This is a genomic window from Candidatus Erwinia haradaeae, assembly GCF_900698855.1.
Taxonomy (GTDB): Bacteria; Pseudomonadota; Gammaproteobacteria; order Enterobacterales; family Enterobacteriaceae; genus Erwinia_E; species Erwinia_E haradaeae_F.
In genome coordinates this window covers 434,220-449,669 of sequence record NZ_LR217698.1, presented here as the reverse complement: position 1 = coordinate 449,669, position 15,450 = coordinate 434,220, and the positions used below count along the sequence as shown (strand labels likewise).

Below are 15,450 nucleotides of genomic sequence, written 5' to 3'. Positions count from 1 at the left end.
AGACTATTTTTTTATTAGTTTACGAGGACCTTTGCGAGTACGTGCATTAGTCTTCGTACGTTGTCCTCGAACTGGTAAGCCGCGTCGATGACGTAAACCTCGGTAACACCCAAGATCCATCAAACGTTTAATGCTCAGAGTAACTTCGCGACGAAGATCACCCTCAACAACAAATTTTGACACTGAATCACGCAGTATATCGATATTCTCTTCGGATAGCTCACTGATCTTAACATTTTCGTCAATCCCCGTTGATTTACAGATGAGTTGTGAACGAGTTTTTCCGATACCGAAAATTGTAGTTAATGCAATTACGGTATGTTGATGATCAGGAATGTTAATGCCTGCTATACGGGCCACTATGCACTCCTATAAATTCACTACAACTAATGTCTCTCTATCCAATAAGCACATTACTAAAGCGCTAAGATGAGCATGAATAGAAATTGAATATATGAACTAGTTAATCTATCCAGCTCCATGCAATTTTGCAAGAAAAATATGCTACTAAATTAACCTTGTCTCTGTTTATGCTTAGGTTCAGCGCTACAAATTACACGAACAATTCGATTTCGTCGAATAATTTTACAATGACGACATAACCTTCTAACAGAAGTACATACTTTCATTTTTGGTCTCCATGACTTCTTTTAATCGTTTTACTAACTATTATAATCTTTTAAATTAGCCTTTTTTAAAACAGAATCATACTGATTTGACATAAGTAAAGTTTGTAATTGAGTTATAAAATCCATTATAACAATAACAACAATAAGTAACGAAGTACCACCAAAATAAAATGGCACTTTCATTGCATCTCTTAAAAACTCTGGAATTAAACAAATAAACGTAACATATAACGCACCAATCAGTGTTAGACGAATCATCACCTTGTTAATATATTTTGCCGTTTGCTCCCCTGGACGCACACCTAATATAAATGCACCACACTTTTTTAAATTATCAGCCGTTTCTCTTGAATTGAAAACAAGTGCTGTATAAAAAAAAGAGAAAAAAATAATTGCTATTATATAAAGTAATAAATAAAGAGGTTGATTAGGTTGTAATAACATGGAAATTTCTGTCAACCAATCCCAATTTACTCCTCCACCAAACCAAGAAGAAATAGTAGCTGGAAGTAATATTAGACTAGAAGCAAAGATAGCTGGGATAACCCCAGCCATATTCACTTTCAATGGTAAATGAGTTCTATGTGCAGAATATGCACGACGACCCTGTTGACGCTGTGCATAATGAACTATAATACGTCGTTGACCACGCTCAACAAATACCACAAAAAAAGTTATAGAAAATACTAATATCACAACCGTTAACAATAAAAAAAAGTTGAGATCACCTTGCCTTACTTGCTCAAGAGTATGAGCAATTGCAGGAGGTAAGCCCGCAACAATACCTGCAAAAATAATAATCGAAATACCGTTTCCTATACCTCTTTCAGTAATTTGCTCACCTAGCCACATCAAAAACATTGTCCCAGTAACTAAGCTTATAATAGCAGTTATATAGAAAAAGAAATCGGGATTTAAAACTAATCCTTGCATACCAGGAAGATTAGGTAAACCAGCAGCTATACCAATTGACTGAATAATGGCTAATATTAATGTACCATAACGAATATATTGAGCAATCTTACGACGCCCAATTTCCCCCTCTTTTTTAATCTCAGATAAATATGGGTTCACTATGCTTATTAACTGAATAATAATTGATGCTGAAATATATGGCATAATACCTAACGCAAAAACAGATGCACGACTTAAAGCACCACCAGAGAACATATTAAACATTTCAAGAATAGTGCCACGTTGTTGTTCAAGAAGATTCGAAAAAATGGTGACGTCCACGCCTGGAATTGGAATAAAAGAACCAATACGAAAGACAATGAGAGCTATAATAATAAATACAACTCTAGACTTTAGTTCATCAACACTGCTTTTTTGACTTAAAAGATCGAATTTTGTCTTCTTAGATAACTTCGAGTGATTATTCCTCAATTGTACCGCCAACCTCTTTAATAGCAGACCGTGCACCTTTGGTTACACGCAAACCGCGAATGATTACTGGCGCAGAAATTGTGCCAGACATAATAACTTTGACAAACTTTGTTTTTATACTTATAAGACGAGCTTCTTTTAAAGAATTTAGTTCAACAAAATCACTTTTAATTTTAGCTAAATCCGATAAACGTACCTCTTGAGTAACCATAGATTTTCTGGATGTAAAACCAAACTTAGGCAGACGTCGATATAAAGGCATTTGTCCACCTTCAAATCCACGATTAAGGCCCCCGCCAGAACGTGATTTCTGTCCTTTATGACCTCGTCCTGCAGTCTTTCCAAGACCAGATCCAACACCTCGACCAAGACGTTTAGGCGTATCTTTAGATCCGTCAGCTGGGGATAGGGTATTTAAGTACATTGTTTTACGCCTCTTTTTCTTTTATTGTAATCATATGGGAAATTGAGTTTACCATACCACGAATAGATGGTGTGTCATTACGCTCCACAGTCTGATTAATACGACGTAAACCTAATCCAAGTAATGTTGCTTTGTGTTTAGGTAAGCAACCGATAGAGCTTTTAGTTTGAGTGACTTGAATAATCTTAACCATAATTAATATCCCACAATATCTACAATTGATTTACCACGCTTGCTTGCAACACTTTCTGGAGACTTCATTTTTATAAGACCATCTAACGTTGCACGAACGACATTGATTGGATTCGTAGAGCCATAAGTTTTAGCTAAAACATTATGAACACCAGCCACTTCTAATACTGCACGCATGGCGCCACCTGCAATAATACCAGTACCTTCTGAAGCAGGTTTCATAAAAATTTGAGAGCCTGTATGAACTCCTTTTACAGCATGTTGTAAAGTCCCGTTATTTAACGAAATAACAATCATGTTTCTACGGGCTTTTTCCATTGCTTTCTGAATTGCTGCTGGAACTTCACGCGCTTTACCATAACCAAAACCCATTCGACCATTACCATCACCCACTACAGTTAATGCAGTAAACGAGAAAATACGACCGCCTTTAACAGTTTTGGAGACTCGATTTACCGAGATTAATTTTTCTTGTAGTTCACCAACTTGTTTTTCAATGTGTACCATCTTACGCCTCATAGCCTATAACAGTAAACCAGCTGAACGAGCAGAATCTGCTAACACCTGGATACGCCCATGATACTGAAAACCAGATCGATCAAAAGACACGCGAGTAATACCTTTCTCAAGAGCTCGTTCAGCAATAATTTTTCCAACGTTTTCCGCAGCTTTTTTATTTCCAGTATACATTAAGTTGTCACGAATTACTTTTTCTACCGTAGAAGCTGATACCAAAACATCTGATCCACTTGGAGTAATTATTTGTGCATAAATATGATGTGGAGTACGGTGAACAACTAATCGAATAGCACCAAGCGCTTTCAATTTACACCGTACCCGAGTTGCCCGTCGCAAACGGGAAGATTTTTTATCCATAATACCACCTTACTTCTTCTTAGCTTCTTTACTACGTACAGTTTCATTAAAATAACGAATCCCTTTACCTTTATAAGGCTCGGGGGGACGATAGGCACGAAGATCAGCTGCAACCTGGCCTAGTAATTGTTTATTAGCACCTTTTAAAAGAATTTCTGTCTGACTAAGGCATTCCGCCGTAATACCTTCCGGAAGAATATGCTCAATCGGATGAGATAATCCTAAAGTTAAGTTCAGTTTATTGTCTTTTAGACTTACACGATAACCCACACCAACTAGCTGTATTTTTTTAAAAAAACTACTAATTACACCAAGTATCATAGAATACACCAAGGAACGCGAAGTACCTGCTTGAGCCCATCCATCTAAAAAACCTTTTCTTGGAGAAAAAATTAAAGAATCCTTAAATCTCTTTACTTCTACGGCTTGATGTAGGGCACGAGTTAACTCGTGTGTCATACTTTTAATCGAAATAACTTGACCATTCAATCCTACCTCTACACCGGAAGGGATTATAATAGGTGCTTTAGCAATACGAGACATTTCCCTCTCCGATTACGCCACATAGCAAATAATTTCGCCGCCTAGACCAAACTCTCGAGCTACACGGTCAGTCACGACACCCTTAGAAGTAGAAACTATAGCAATACCTAAACCTGCCATTACTTTTGGTAAAGCATCTTTACGTTTAAAAATACGTAACCCAGGACGACTAACACGTTGAATATTTTCAACAACAGCCTTACCTTGAAAATATTTAAGCGTTAATTCTAATTCTAACCGACAACCACCTCTAGTCTTATATTCTAATATGTAACCTTCTTCTTTTAATACCTTCGCAATTGCCATTTTTAATCTAGAAAAAGGCATTCTAACTAAAACTTTATTTGCAGACTGCCCATTACGAATACGAGTCAACATATCAGCGATTGGATCTTGCATACTCATTTGTATTTACTCCCATGAGATTAGTAATGCTACCAACTAGCTTTTTTTAAACCAGGAACTTCACCACGCATAGCAGCTTCACGCAATTTCATTCGGCTTAAACCAAATTTACCTACATAACCATGTGGCCGACCAGTTTGTCGACATCGATTTCTCTGACGAACAGGACTAGAATCACGTGGTAAAGTTTGTAACTTTAACATAGCATCCCATCGATCTGCAGTTGAAGTACTCGGGCCAGAAATAATAGATTTTAGTTCTTCACGTTTGACTCGATACTTATCAGCTGTTTTCACACGAAGAATCTCGCGCGCTTTTAGTGCTTTCTTGGCCATAAAAAGCCACCCTCCTTATTTACGGAATGGAAAATTAAATGCTTCTAACAGCGCAAGACCTTCATTATCAGATTTTGCAGTTGTAGTAATTGTAATATCCATCCCACGAACACGATCAACTTGATCATAATCAATTTCAGGAAAAATAATCTGCTCACGTACCCCTATACTATAATTTCCATGCCCGTCAAAAGATTTAGTAGACAAACCTCGAAAATCACGAATACGTGGAATAGCAATAGAAATAAGTCGCTCCAAGAACTCCCACATTCGCTCACTGCGAAGCGTTACTTTACAGCCAATCGGATAGTCCTGACGAATTTTAAAACCTGCAATTGACTTACGCGCTTTAGTGATACAAGGTTTTTGACCAGAAATTACTGTTAAATCAGCCACTGCACTATCTAGTAGTTTTTTATCAGTAATCGCTTCACCGACACCCATATTTAAAGTAATCTTCTCAAATCGAGGAACCCTCATGGGGGAACGGTATTGAAAATCAGCCATAATTTTTTTTACTACTATTTTTGTATAAAAATCATGTAATTCCGCCATGGTCTACTGCTCCAATTTACTGAATAGTTTCACTATTTGACTTAAAAAAACGAACTTTTTTCCCATCCTTAAACCTAAATCCTATGCGATCGGGCCTACCCGTTACTGCATTGAAAAATGCAACATTAGAAATGTGAATCGGAGCTTCTTTTGTAATGACTCCACCTAATTGATTTGAAGATGGAATAGGTTTCTGGTGTTTTTTAATTAAATTAATTCCCTCAACCATTACCTTTCCTTCAACTAAAACTTCTCGGACTACTCCTTGTTTTCCTTTATCTTTTCCAGTTAAGACGATTACTATATCACCGCGTCTGATCTTAGCTGCCATACTTACTCCTTACAATACCTCTGGTGCCAGAGAGATAATTTTCATAAACCGTTCACAACGTAATTCACGAGTTATCGGACCAAAAATTCGTGTGCCAATAGGTTGTTCACTTTGATTATTCAATATAACACATGCATTACCATCAAAACGGATTACAGAACCATCTGGACGACGAACACCTTTTTTGGTACGCACAACTACTGCTTTTAGTACATCACCCTTTTTAACTTTACCACGCGGGATAGCTTCTTTAATGGTAATTTTAATAATATCTCCTACCCCTGCACAACGGCGGCGAGATCCGCCTAGAACTTTAATACACATAACGCGCCGTGCACCAGAATTATCGGCTACGCTCAGCATAGTCTGTTCTTGAATCATGGTCATACTCCGCTTAGTTCAATGGACACTGTGGAACCTTCTTAATTTTATTTATAAATCGCCATATTTAGACAGAAAAATATTATAACACTGCCAGTCACGTATAGATAGAAATAATAAACGGCTCCAACGAGCCGTTAATCCAAACCTTTAACTATAGAAAATCCTACTACAAAATTGCTTTTTCTATAACAGAAACCAAAGTCCAAGATTTGGTCTTAGACAATGGACGGCATTCACGAATACTCACTGTATCACCGATATTACATTCATTTTTCTCATCATGCACATGTAATTTTGTCGTACGCTTAATAAATTTTCCGTATACTGGGTGTTTCACAAATCGCTCAATGGCTACAACAATAGATTTTTCCATCTTATTACTCATGACTCTGCCTTGCAAAGTACGGATTTTATCGGTCATCACGCCCCTGCCTTTTCAGTTAATAAAGTCTTAATCCGCGCAATTTTACGGCGAACCTGTTTAAAAATATGAGTTTTTTTACATTGATTAGATCTTATCTGCATACGTAAATGCAACTGTTCTTGTAATAGTTTAAATAACTGACTATTAAGCTCTTCTATACTTTGTGTGCAAACTTCCATTTCTCTCATTACATCACCGTTTTAGTTATAAAGGTGGTTTTGATGGATAATTTAGATGCTGCTAGTTTACAGGCCTCCCGAGCCAACTCTTCTGATACGCCATCAATTTCGTATAAAACTTTACCAGGCTGGACAAGAGCGACCCAGTACTCTACATTTCCTTTCCCTTTACCCATGCGAACCTCTAATGGTTTCTGAGTAATCGGTTTATCTGGGAACACACGAATCCAAATTTTACCTTGACGTTTAATAGCGCGAGTCATAGCACGACGCGCTGCTTCAATCTCTCGAGCAGTCAGTCGACCACGGTCTATAGCTTTCAAACCAAAAAAACCGAAGCTAATATCCGTACCCTGCGCTAAGCCGCGATTACGACCTTTTTGCATTTTACGAAATTTGGTACGCTTTGGTTGTAACATTGGTGACTCTCCTTACTTACGACTTTTTCGTTGTTTCTTTTTAGGTGGAGCTACCTTCTCCGGTTGCTCAACCTCAGCCATACCACCTAGGACTTCACCTTTAAAGATCCAAACCTTAACACCAATGACACCATAAGTTGTATGCGCTTCAGCAATATTGTACTCAATGTCTGCTCGGAGGGTATGAAGAGGGACACGCCCTTCGCGATACCATTCGGTACGTGCGATTTCTGCCCCGCCTAAACGTCCACTAACTTCAACTTTAATCCCCTGAGCACCTAAACGCATTGCATTCTGTACTGCTCGTTTCATAGCGCGTCGAAACATTACTCTACGCTCTAACTGTGAAGCAATACTATCAGACACTAGTTTTGCATCCAATTCTGGTTTGCGTACTTCAGAAATATTAATTTGCGCTGGCACACCGGCTATATCCGCTACTACTTTTCGCAGTTTTTCTACATCTTCGCCCTTTTTTCCAATAACAATACCAGGACGAGCTGTATGAATAGTAACACGAATGCTCTTAGAAGGTCTTTCAATAACGATACGAGAGATAGATGCTTTATTAAGTTCTTTCATAAGAAATCGACGAACTTTAAAATCACTATCTAAATTATCAGCAAATTCTTTGGTATTGGCAAACCAAGTAGAACTCCAAGGCTTCACAATACCCAAGCGAATACCATTTGGATGTACTTTCTGACCCATTGTTCATCTCCAGTGTCTCAGCAATCAGACACAGCTACAGTAATATGACTAGTACGCTTTAAGATTCGATCCGCTCGACCTTTAGCGCGCGGCATAGTACGTTTCATGCTTGGGCCTTCATCAACAAAGATCTTAGTGATTTTTAAATTATCAATATCAACACCATCATTGTGTTCAGCGTTTGCAATAGCGGATTCTAAAACTTTTTTTACTAATACCGCAGCTTTTTTGTTAGTATAAATTAAAATCTCTAAAGCTTTCGACACTTTCTGTCCACGCACAAGATTTGCAACCAAACGAATCTTCTGCGCAGAAGAACGAGCGCGACACTGTCTTGCGATAGTTTCCATCTCCCTCTCTCTTAACGCTTTTTAGCTTTTTTATCCGCAGAATGACCGCGGTATGTACGAGTAGGAGAAAATTCACCTAGTTTGTGACCAACCATATCATCAGATATAAAGATAGGAATATGATGACGTCCATTATGGACAGCGATAGTCAAACCAACCATCTTAGGAAAGATGGTTGAACGACGTGACCAAGTACGCACTGGTTTCTTTTCTCCAGTGGCCAAAACTTTCTCTACCTTCTTCAGCAAGTGTAGGTCAATAAATGGCCCTTTCTTGAGAGAACGTGGCATTTTTTATCCTCTAAAATTATTTACTACGTCGACGAACGATGAATTTATTAGTCCGCTTGTTACTCCGTGTTTTCTTACCCTTTGTTTGTAAACCCCAAGGAGAGACTGGGTGCTTACCAAAATTACGCCCTTCCCCACCCCCATGTGGGTGATCTACAGGATTCATTGCTGTACCACGGACAGTAGGACGAACACCTCGCCAACGAGCAGACCCCGCTTTACCTAAAACACGCAACATATGCGCGCTATTGCCAACTTCTCCAAGAGTCGCTCGACAATCGGATGGAACCTTACGTATCTCACCAGAACGTAGACGCAAAGTAACATAAGAACCTTCTCGTGCAACAATCTGTACGTATGTACCGGCTGAACGCGCAATTTGCCCACCTTTACCTGGTTTCATTTCTACATTATGTACAGTAGAACCCACTGGTATATACCGCATTGGTAACGCATTACCAAGCTTAATAGTAACATTAATACCAGATTGAATCTGATCACCTACTTTGATCCCTTGTGGGGCTAAAATATAACGACGCACACCATCTCTATATAAAATCAATGCAATATTTGCAGAACGATTCGGATCATATTCAATACGCTCAATTATTGCGGGCACATCATCTTTATTTCTTTTACAATCGATGACGCGATACGCTTGCTTATGTCCACCACCGATATGACGAGTCGTGATACGACCCAAATTATTTCGACCACCAGTTTTACTATTTTTTTCTATTAAAGGAGCAAAAGGCTTGCCTTTATATAACTCTGGATTCACCACTTTCACTACGTGACGACGTCCCGGAGATGTCGGTTTACATTTAACCAGCGTCATGATTCTTTCCTCAGGTCTACTCAACACCACCGAATAAATCTAGAGTTTGACCTTTTTTCATAGTGATATAAGCTTTTTTCCAGTTACTACGACGACCAACACGCTGCTTATGACGTTTGGATTTACCTTTAACTAACACAGTATTTACATCTTTTATCTTCACTGAAAAAAGTCTCTGTACAGCGGTCTTTATTTCTAATTTTGTAGCATCTTTAGAAACTTTAAGGACAATAGTATTCGTCTTTTCTAGAACTCTGGATGCTTTCTCAGAGAAGTGTGGCGTACGCAGAACTGTTAGTAGACGCTCTTCCCACTTCATACTAATATCTCCTCTATTCTTTTCACTGCATCGGCAGTTATAAGAACTTTCTCAAAAGCAATCAAGCTAATTGGATTAATATTTTCTATACCACGTACGTCAACTTTATATAGATTTCTAGATGCTAATCGTAAATTATCTTCTATCATCACAGTGATTATCAATACATCCTCTAGATTCATCTCTTGTAGTTTCTTTAGTAAACACCTTGTTTTAGCTAATTCCAAAGAAAACTTCTGAACAATAATTAGTCGATCTTGACGTAGCAATTCCGACAAAATACTTTTCAGCGCACCACGATACATCTTTCGATTAATTTTCTGACTATGATTTTGAGGTTTAGCAGCAAAAGTGACACCGCCCGATCGCCAGATTGGACTTTGTAAAGAACCAGCTCGAGCGCGACCAGTTCCTTTTTGTCGCCATGGCTTTTTTCCTGATCCAGTAACTTCTCCACGAGTTTTCTGAGAACGAGTTCCCTGACGAGCACCCGCCGCATAAGCAACTACCACTTGATGAATTAACGCTTCGTTAAAATCACAACTGAAGATAGTGTTGGAAACATTGATCACGCTTCGTGCGTCTTTCAAAACTAATTCCATATCTATCCCCTTAGGCCTTCACAGCTTCTTTAATGATAAGATCACTACCAATAGAACCAGGTACTGAACCTCTAACTAAAAGAATATTTCGATTATAATCAATACGAACAACCCTAAGACTCTGAATAGTTACACGTTTGTTACCCATCTGACCTGCCATTTTCTTACCTTTAAACACTTTTCCAGGCGTCTGATTTTGACCAATAGAACCTGGAACACGATGAGATAGTGAATTACCGTGACTAGCATCTTGAGTTCGAAAATTCCATCGCTTTACTGTACCTGTAAAACCCTTTCCCTTAGATAACCCACTCACATCCACTTTTTTTATATCAGAAAAAATATTAATGTTAATGCTTTGTCCAACCCTGAATTCAGAGATATTCGAAATTCGAAACTCCCATAAACCACGACCAGCCTTAACACCAGCTTTAGAAAAGTGCCCTGCTTCAGGCTTAGTAATACGATGAGCTTTTTTCACACCAGTAGTAAGCTGAAGAGAATTATAACGCTCTTTACCAACTTTTTTTACCTGGGTGATACGATTCTCTTCCAATTCAATTACAGTTACAGGTATAGAAACACCATCTTCTGTAAAGATACGGGTCATACCTAATTTCTTACCAACTAAACCAATCATCTCTTCCCCTAGCTTCTTTAATCAGCTTATTAACCTAGACTGATTTGCACATCTACACCGGCAGCAAGATCCAAGCGCATAAGTGCATCAACCGTTTTCTCAGTGGGCTCAACAATATCAACTAGACGCTTATGCGTACGAATTTCATACTGATCGCGCGCATCTTTATTCACGTGAGGAGAGATCAAAATCGTGAAGCGCTCTTTACGAGTCGGCAATGGAATAGGACCACGTACTTGCGCACCAGTTCGTTTAGCGGTTTCTACAATCTCCATTGTTGATCGATCAATTAAACGATGATCAAACGCTTTCAACCGGATTCGAATTCTTTGGTTCTGCATGAGATCAGAACTCCAATTATTTATAAAAGAAAAGATTAGTACTGTCATCTATTATATCTGATAGATGCAAGCAATTTTTTAACGTAAACAACTAAAAAAGACAACTACAATAACAAATATCAATAAACTGATCTAAAACAGCTGTGAACCATAGACTACAATCATCACTGATGACATTATAGTATATCCGAAAGTAAATCAACTGTAATATTATTCAGTTCGATGCTCTAATAAATTTACACAGAACTATAGAAAGATAAAAGAGCGCATGCGCTCTTTTATCTTTCTATAGAGACTATATACAAGAATACGCACATTAAGAAACTATTTTAGAAACTATACCCGCTCCAACAGTACGACCTCCTTCACGAATAGCAAAACGCAAACCTTCGTTCATAGCAATCGGATGAATTAAGTTTACAACCATTTTGATATTATCTCCTGGCATAACCATCTCAACGCCTTCTGGTAACTCAATAGTGCCTGTTACATCAGTGGTACGAAAATAGAACTGTGGACGATATCCTTGAAAGAACGGAGTATGACGCCCCCCTTCTTCTTTAGATAAAATATACACTTCTGACTCAAATTGAGTATGCGGCTTAATCGTCCCTGGTTTAGATAAAACCTGACCTCTCTGAATATCTTCTCGCTTTATACCTCGAAGTAAAATACCACAATTCTCACCAGCACGCCCTTCATCTAAAAGTTTACGAAACATTTCAACTCCAGTGCAGATGGATTTAACGGTATCTTTAATACCAACAATCTCCACTTCTTCGCCAACTTTAATGATACCACTCTCGACGCGACCAGTGACAACAGTACCCCGACCGGAGATAGAGAAGACATCCTCAATTGGCATTAAGAATGTTTTATCAATAGAACGCTTGGGTTCTGGTATGTAGTTATCTAAATGAGAAGCTAACTCTAGGATTTTAGCCTCCCACTCTGCTTCACCTTCTAATGCTTTTAATGCAGATCCATAGACAATAGGTGTTAGATCGCCTGGAAAATCATATTGAGACAATAAATCACGAACTTCCATTTCCACTAATTCAAGCAATTCCTCATCATCTACCATGTCACACTTGTTCAGAAAAACAATTATGTAAGGCACGCCAACCTGTCGACCAAGTAAAATATGTTCACGAGTCTGTGGCATCGGCCCATCTGTAGCGGCAACCACTAAAATTGCCCCATCCATCTGAGCGGCACCAGTGATCATATTTTTGATATAATCAGCATGACCTGGACAATCAACGTGCGCATAATGCCGCGTTACAGTGTCATATTCAACATGTGAAGTATTGATAGTAATCCCACGTGCTTTTTCTTCTGGTGCGTTATCTATTTGATCAAAGGCGCGAGCAGTACCGCCGTAAGTTTTGGCCAGTACAGTTGTAATAGCAGCAGTTAAGGTGGTTTTACCATGGTCAACGTGCCCAATAGTGCCAACATTGACGTGTGTTTTAGAGCGTTCAAATTTTTCTTTAGCCACAGCGATATTCCTTACTTTTTGTGCTTACCTAATAATAAGTAAACACGGGACTAATTACATAAACCCAAAAACTTATTTACCACGAGCTTCAATAATAACTTGAGCAACATGGTTAGGTGCCTCAACGTATTTCAAGAATTCCATAGAGTACGAAGCGCGACCCTGAGTCTGTGAGCGGAGGTCAGTTGCATAGCCAAACATAGAAGACAATGGCACTTGAGCACATACTGTCTTTCCGGTAGAAGACTCTTCCATACCTTCTATTAGGCCTCGTCGGCGATTCAGGTCACCAATTACATCACCCATGTACTCTTCTGGAGTATCAACCTCTACTTTCATGACAGGTTCAAGAAGAATAGGTCTGGCTTGACGAAACGCAGATTTAAAAGCTAAAGACGCAGCTATTTTAAACGCTAATTCAGAAGAATCTACATCATGGTATGAGCCATAATGCAAACGGACCTTAACATCGACAACAGGATATCCCGCTAAAGGCCCGGACTTAAGCTGCTCTTGAATTCCTTTATCAACTGCTGGAATAAATTCTTTAGGAATGGTACCACCAACAATATCATTAATAAACTGATAACCTAGACCACCAGCCTCCAAAGGACACATATCAATTACAACATGACCAAATTGGCCTCGGCCACCCGACTGCTTAATATATTTACCTTCAACATCTGTAACAGATGTACGAATGGTTTCACGATAAGCCACCTGAGGCTTACCAACGTTAGCTGAAACATTAAATTCACGTTGCATTCGATCTACTAAAATTTCTAAATGCAGTTCACCCATACCAGCAATAATAGTCTGTGATGACTCTTCATCTGTCCAAACACGAAATGAAGGATCTTCTTTTGCCAGTCGACCAAGAGCCATTCCCATTTTTTCTTGATCCGCTTTCGTTTTTGGCTCCACTGCTACAGAAATTACTGGTTCAGGAAAATCCATGCGCTCTAATATAATTATATTATTTATATCACAGAGAGTATCACCTGTGGTCACATCTTTTAAACCAATAGCAGCAGCTATGTCGCCTGCACATACCTCTTTGATTTCTTCACGTTTATTAGCGTGCATTTGCACAATTCGACCCAATCGCTCACGCTGAGCTTTTGCAGAATTCATAACAGTATCACCGGATTTTACAACACCAGAATATACACGGAAGAAAGTTAAGTTTCCAACAAATGGGTCGGTGGCGATTTTAAATGCTAAAGCAGAAAAAGGAGCCGTGTCATCTGCACTACGTAGAGCCGGAGTATCCTTTCCGTCATCTAAAATTCCATTAATTGCGCTCACATCAGTTGGGGCAGGTAAATATTCAATCACTGAATCGAGCATCGCTTGCACACCTTTGTTCTTAAAAGCAGATCCGCAAGTCACTAAAATTACTTCATTCTTTAAAACACGCTTCCTCAAAGCATTTTTAATTTCTTGTTCAGTAAACACTTTTCCACTAAGATACTTATCCATTAACTCCTCAGAAGATTCTGCTACAGACTCAAGTAATTTTTGGTGCCAATCTTCGGCAGACTCCTTCATTTTTAAAGGGATTTCCTCATATGAAAAAGTTAAACCCTGGTCACTATCATTCCAGTTAATAGCTTTCATCTTAATCAAATCAATCACACCAGTAAATCTATCTTCTGCTCCAATAGCTAGTTGTATTGGAACTGGATTTGCTGATAAACGCGATTTTATCTGATTTACTACTTTAAAAAAATTAGCCCCCATACGATCCATTTTATTAATAAAGGCAATGCGTGGTACTTTATATTTATTAGCCTGACGCCAAACAGTTTCAGACTGTGGCTGCACGCCTCCGACGGCACAATAAACCATTACTACACCATCTAGTACACGCATCGAACGCTCAACTTCAATAGTAAAATCAACATGTCCTGGAGTATCAATAATATTGATTCGGTGTCGCTTAAACTGATTAGCCATACCAGACCAAAAAGCAGTAGTTGCCGCAGAAGTAATAGTAATTCCACGCTCTTGCTCTTGAGCCATCCAGTCCATTGTAGCTGCGCCATCATGTACTTCACCAATTTTATGGTTTACACCAGTATAAAATAGGATACGCTCAGTAGTCGTTGTCTTACCAGCATCGATATGCGCACTAATACCGATATTGCGGTAGCGTGTTATAGGTGTACTACGAGCCATGTGTTTCCTCTAATTTCCGAGTATTCTTAGTTAGTTAATCCTAGTAATATTATTTATTATATTTTACACGGATTAATCACAAATATATCGCTATTACCATCGGTAATGAGCAAAAGCCTTATTAGCTTCAGCCATACGGTGCACATCTTCACGTTTTTTTACTGCAGCTCCTTTATTTTCAGAAGCCTCAGACAATTCATGAGCCAAACGAAGCGCCATAGATTTATCACTACGTTTTCGAGCGGATTCTACAATCCAACGCATTGCTAATGTATTACGACGAACCGGACGAACCTCAACAGGAACTTGATAAGTAGAACCACCTACCCGCCGAGACTTCACTTCAACAGTTGGCCGAACATTATCTAGAGCTGTTTCGAATATTTCTAAACCGTTTTTACTAATTTTACTAACTACATTAGCTAGTGCATTATACACAATAGTCTCAGCAATAGATTTCTTACCATTTTTCATGAGAATATTAATAAATTTTGCTAAGAGATCTGACCCAAACTTAGGATCTGGAAGAATTTTACGTTGACTGATGATACGACGACGTGGCATGAGGAGTACTCCGTGGTTCATTCAGGATGCC

27 protein-coding genes are annotated in these 15,450 nt (G+C 38.7%); all 27 read right to left on the bottom strand.

Annotated elements, in window-relative coordinates:
* Window positions 1–3: 3 nt before the first annotated feature.
* The 27 genes from rpsM to rpsG all read right to left on the bottom strand — a co-directional run bounded on the left by rpsM (window position 4) and on the right by rpsG (window position 15,419).
* Window positions 4–360 carry a 30S ribosomal protein S13 gene (rpsM, locus tag HACICURT3053_RS01365; RefSeq protein WP_157991966.1) on the bottom strand — a complete coding sequence of 119 codons (357 nt, stop codon included), beginning with the start codon at window positions 358–360 and terminating at the stop codon, window positions 4–6.
* 152 nt (window positions 361–512) lie between these two features.
* Window positions 513–629, bottom strand: a complete 117-nt coding sequence (gene rpmJ / locus HACICURT3053_RS01360) for a 50S ribosomal protein L36 (RefSeq protein ID WP_157991965.1) — start codon at window positions 627–629, stop codon at window positions 513–515.
* Between the two features lie 33 nt (window positions 630–662).
* A complete protein-coding gene (gene secY / locus HACICURT3053_RS01355; protein ID WP_157992303.1) occupies window positions 663–2,015 on the bottom strand; it encodes a preprotein translocase subunit SecY in 1,353 nt (450 codons plus the stop codon).
* Window positions 2,005–2,439 carry a 50S ribosomal protein L15 gene (gene rplO, locus HACICURT3053_RS01350; RefSeq protein WP_157991964.1) on the bottom strand — a complete coding sequence of 145 codons (435 nt, stop codon included), beginning with the start codon at window positions 2,437–2,439 and terminating at the stop codon, window positions 2,005–2,007. The genes secY and rplO overlap by 11 nt, the downstream gene beginning before the upstream one ends.
* A 4-nt stretch (window positions 2,440–2,443) precedes the next feature.
* A complete protein-coding gene (rpmD, locus tag HACICURT3053_RS01345; protein WP_157991963.1) occupies window positions 2,444–2,632 on the bottom strand; it encodes a 50S ribosomal protein L30 in 189 nt (62 codons plus the stop codon).
* Between the two features lie 2 nt (window positions 2,633–2,634).
* The gene (gene rpsE / locus HACICURT3053_RS01340; RefSeq protein ID WP_157991962.1) at window positions 2,635–3,138 is read right to left on the bottom strand and encodes a 30S ribosomal protein S5; all 504 of its coding nucleotides are present in this window, start codon (window positions 3,136–3,138) and stop codon (window positions 2,635–2,637) included.
* A 15-nt stretch (window positions 3,139–3,153) separates the two neighbouring features.
* Window positions 3,154–3,507, bottom strand: a complete 354-nt coding sequence (rplR, locus tag HACICURT3053_RS01335; protein ID WP_157991961.1) for a 50S ribosomal protein L18 — start codon at window positions 3,505–3,507, stop codon at window positions 3,154–3,156.
* A gap of 9 nt (window positions 3,508–3,516) precedes the next feature.
* Window positions 3,517–4,050, bottom strand: coding sequence for a 50S ribosomal protein L6 (gene rplF, locus HACICURT3053_RS01330; RefSeq protein WP_157991960.1), 534 nt, complete (start codon window positions 4,048–4,050; stop codon window positions 3,517–3,519).
* Window positions 4,051–4,062: 12 nt separating this feature from the next.
* On the bottom strand, window positions 4,063–4,455 hold the full coding sequence (gene rpsH, locus HACICURT3053_RS01325; protein ID WP_157991959.1) for a 30S ribosomal protein S8: 393 nt from the start codon (window positions 4,453–4,455) through the stop codon (window positions 4,063–4,065).
* A gap of 29 nt (window positions 4,456–4,484) precedes the next feature.
* Window positions 4,485–4,790: a 30S ribosomal protein S14 gene (gene rpsN / locus HACICURT3053_RS01320; RefSeq protein ID WP_157991958.1), complete on the bottom strand. Its 306-nt coding sequence runs from the start codon at window positions 4,788–4,790 to the stop codon at window positions 4,485–4,487.
* Between the two features lie 15 nt (window positions 4,791–4,805).
* A complete protein-coding gene (gene rplE, locus HACICURT3053_RS01315; protein ID WP_157991957.1) occupies window positions 4,806–5,345 on the bottom strand; it encodes a 50S ribosomal protein L5 in 540 nt (179 codons plus the stop codon).
* Window positions 5,346–5,361: 16 nt separating this feature from the next.
* Window positions 5,362–5,676 (bottom strand): 50S ribosomal protein L24, encoded by a 315-nt coding sequence (rplX, locus tag HACICURT3053_RS01310; RefSeq protein ID WP_157991956.1) that lies wholly within the window; start codon window positions 5,674–5,676, stop codon window positions 5,362–5,364.
* Window positions 5,677–5,685: 9 nt separating this feature from the next.
* On the bottom strand, window positions 5,686–6,057 hold the full coding sequence (gene rplN, locus HACICURT3053_RS01305) for a 50S ribosomal protein L14 (protein ID WP_157991955.1): 372 nt from the start codon (window positions 6,055–6,057) through the stop codon (window positions 5,686–5,688).
* A gap of 169 nt (window positions 6,058–6,226) precedes the next feature.
* Window positions 6,227–6,481 (bottom strand): 30S ribosomal protein S17, encoded by a 255-nt coding sequence (rpsQ, locus tag HACICURT3053_RS01300; RefSeq protein ID WP_157991954.1) that lies wholly within the window; start codon window positions 6,479–6,481, stop codon window positions 6,227–6,229.
* Window positions 6,481–6,672 carry a 50S ribosomal protein L29 gene (gene rpmC / locus HACICURT3053_RS01295; RefSeq protein WP_157991953.1) on the bottom strand — a complete coding sequence of 64 codons (192 nt, stop codon included), beginning with the start codon at window positions 6,670–6,672 and terminating at the stop codon, window positions 6,481–6,483. The genes rpsQ and rpmC overlap by 1 nt, the downstream gene beginning before the upstream one ends.
* Entirely contained in the window at window positions 6,672–7,082 is a 411-nt protein-coding gene (gene rplP, locus HACICURT3053_RS01290; RefSeq protein ID WP_157991952.1) for a 50S ribosomal protein L16, read from the bottom strand. The genes rpmC and rplP overlap by 1 nt, the downstream gene beginning before the upstream one ends.
* A 12-nt stretch (window positions 7,083–7,094) precedes the next feature.
* Window positions 7,095–7,793 carry a 30S ribosomal protein S3 gene (gene rpsC, locus HACICURT3053_RS01285; protein WP_157991951.1) on the bottom strand — a complete coding sequence of 233 codons (699 nt, stop codon included), beginning with the start codon at window positions 7,791–7,793 and terminating at the stop codon, window positions 7,095–7,097.
* 17 nt (window positions 7,794–7,810) lie between these two features.
* Window positions 7,811–8,143, bottom strand: a complete 333-nt coding sequence (gene rplV / locus HACICURT3053_RS01280; RefSeq protein WP_157991950.1) for a 50S ribosomal protein L22 — start codon at window positions 8,141–8,143, stop codon at window positions 7,811–7,813.
* 11 nt (window positions 8,144–8,154) lie between these two features.
* Window positions 8,155–8,433, bottom strand: coding sequence for a 30S ribosomal protein S19 (rpsS, locus tag HACICURT3053_RS01275; RefSeq protein WP_157991949.1), 279 nt, complete (start codon window positions 8,431–8,433; stop codon window positions 8,155–8,157).
* Between the two features lie 16 nt (window positions 8,434–8,449).
* Window positions 8,450–9,271, bottom strand: a complete 822-nt coding sequence (rplB, locus tag HACICURT3053_RS01270; protein WP_157991948.1) for a 50S ribosomal protein L2 — start codon at window positions 9,269–9,271, stop codon at window positions 8,450–8,452.
* A 16-nt stretch (window positions 9,272–9,287) separates the two neighbouring features.
* The gene (gene rplW, locus HACICURT3053_RS01265) at window positions 9,288–9,590 is read right to left on the bottom strand and encodes a 50S ribosomal protein L23 (RefSeq protein ID WP_157991947.1); all 303 of its coding nucleotides are present in this window, start codon (window positions 9,588–9,590) and stop codon (window positions 9,288–9,290) included.
* Entirely contained in the window at window positions 9,587–10,192 is a 606-nt protein-coding gene (rplD, locus tag HACICURT3053_RS01260) for a 50S ribosomal protein L4 (RefSeq protein WP_157991946.1), read from the bottom strand. The genes rplW and rplD overlap by 4 nt, the downstream gene beginning before the upstream one ends.
* Window positions 10,193–10,202: 10 nt before the next feature.
* Window positions 10,203–10,832 (bottom strand): 50S ribosomal protein L3, encoded by a 630-nt coding sequence (gene rplC, locus HACICURT3053_RS01255; protein WP_157991945.1) that lies wholly within the window; start codon window positions 10,830–10,832, stop codon window positions 10,203–10,205.
* Between the two features lie 29 nt (window positions 10,833–10,861).
* Window positions 10,862–11,173: a 30S ribosomal protein S10 gene (gene rpsJ / locus HACICURT3053_RS01250; protein WP_157990933.1), complete on the bottom strand. Its 312-nt coding sequence runs from the start codon at window positions 11,171–11,173 to the stop codon at window positions 10,862–10,864.
* 316 nt (window positions 11,174–11,489) lie between these two features.
* The gene (gene tuf / locus HACICURT3053_RS01245; RefSeq protein WP_157991944.1) at window positions 11,490–12,674 is read right to left on the bottom strand and encodes an elongation factor Tu; all 1,185 of its coding nucleotides are present in this window, start codon (window positions 12,672–12,674) and stop codon (window positions 11,490–11,492) included.
* A gap of 72 nt (window positions 12,675–12,746) precedes the next feature.
* Window positions 12,747–14,855: an elongation factor G gene (gene fusA / locus HACICURT3053_RS01240; RefSeq protein ID WP_157991943.1), complete on the bottom strand. Its 2,109-nt coding sequence runs from the start codon at window positions 14,853–14,855 to the stop codon at window positions 12,747–12,749.
* A 93-nt stretch (window positions 14,856–14,948) separates the two neighbouring features.
* Window positions 14,949–15,419, bottom strand: coding sequence for a 30S ribosomal protein S7 (rpsG, locus tag HACICURT3053_RS01235; RefSeq protein WP_157992302.1), 471 nt, complete (start codon window positions 15,417–15,419; stop codon window positions 14,949–14,951).
* Between the last annotated feature and the right edge of the window lie 31 nt (window positions 15,420–15,450).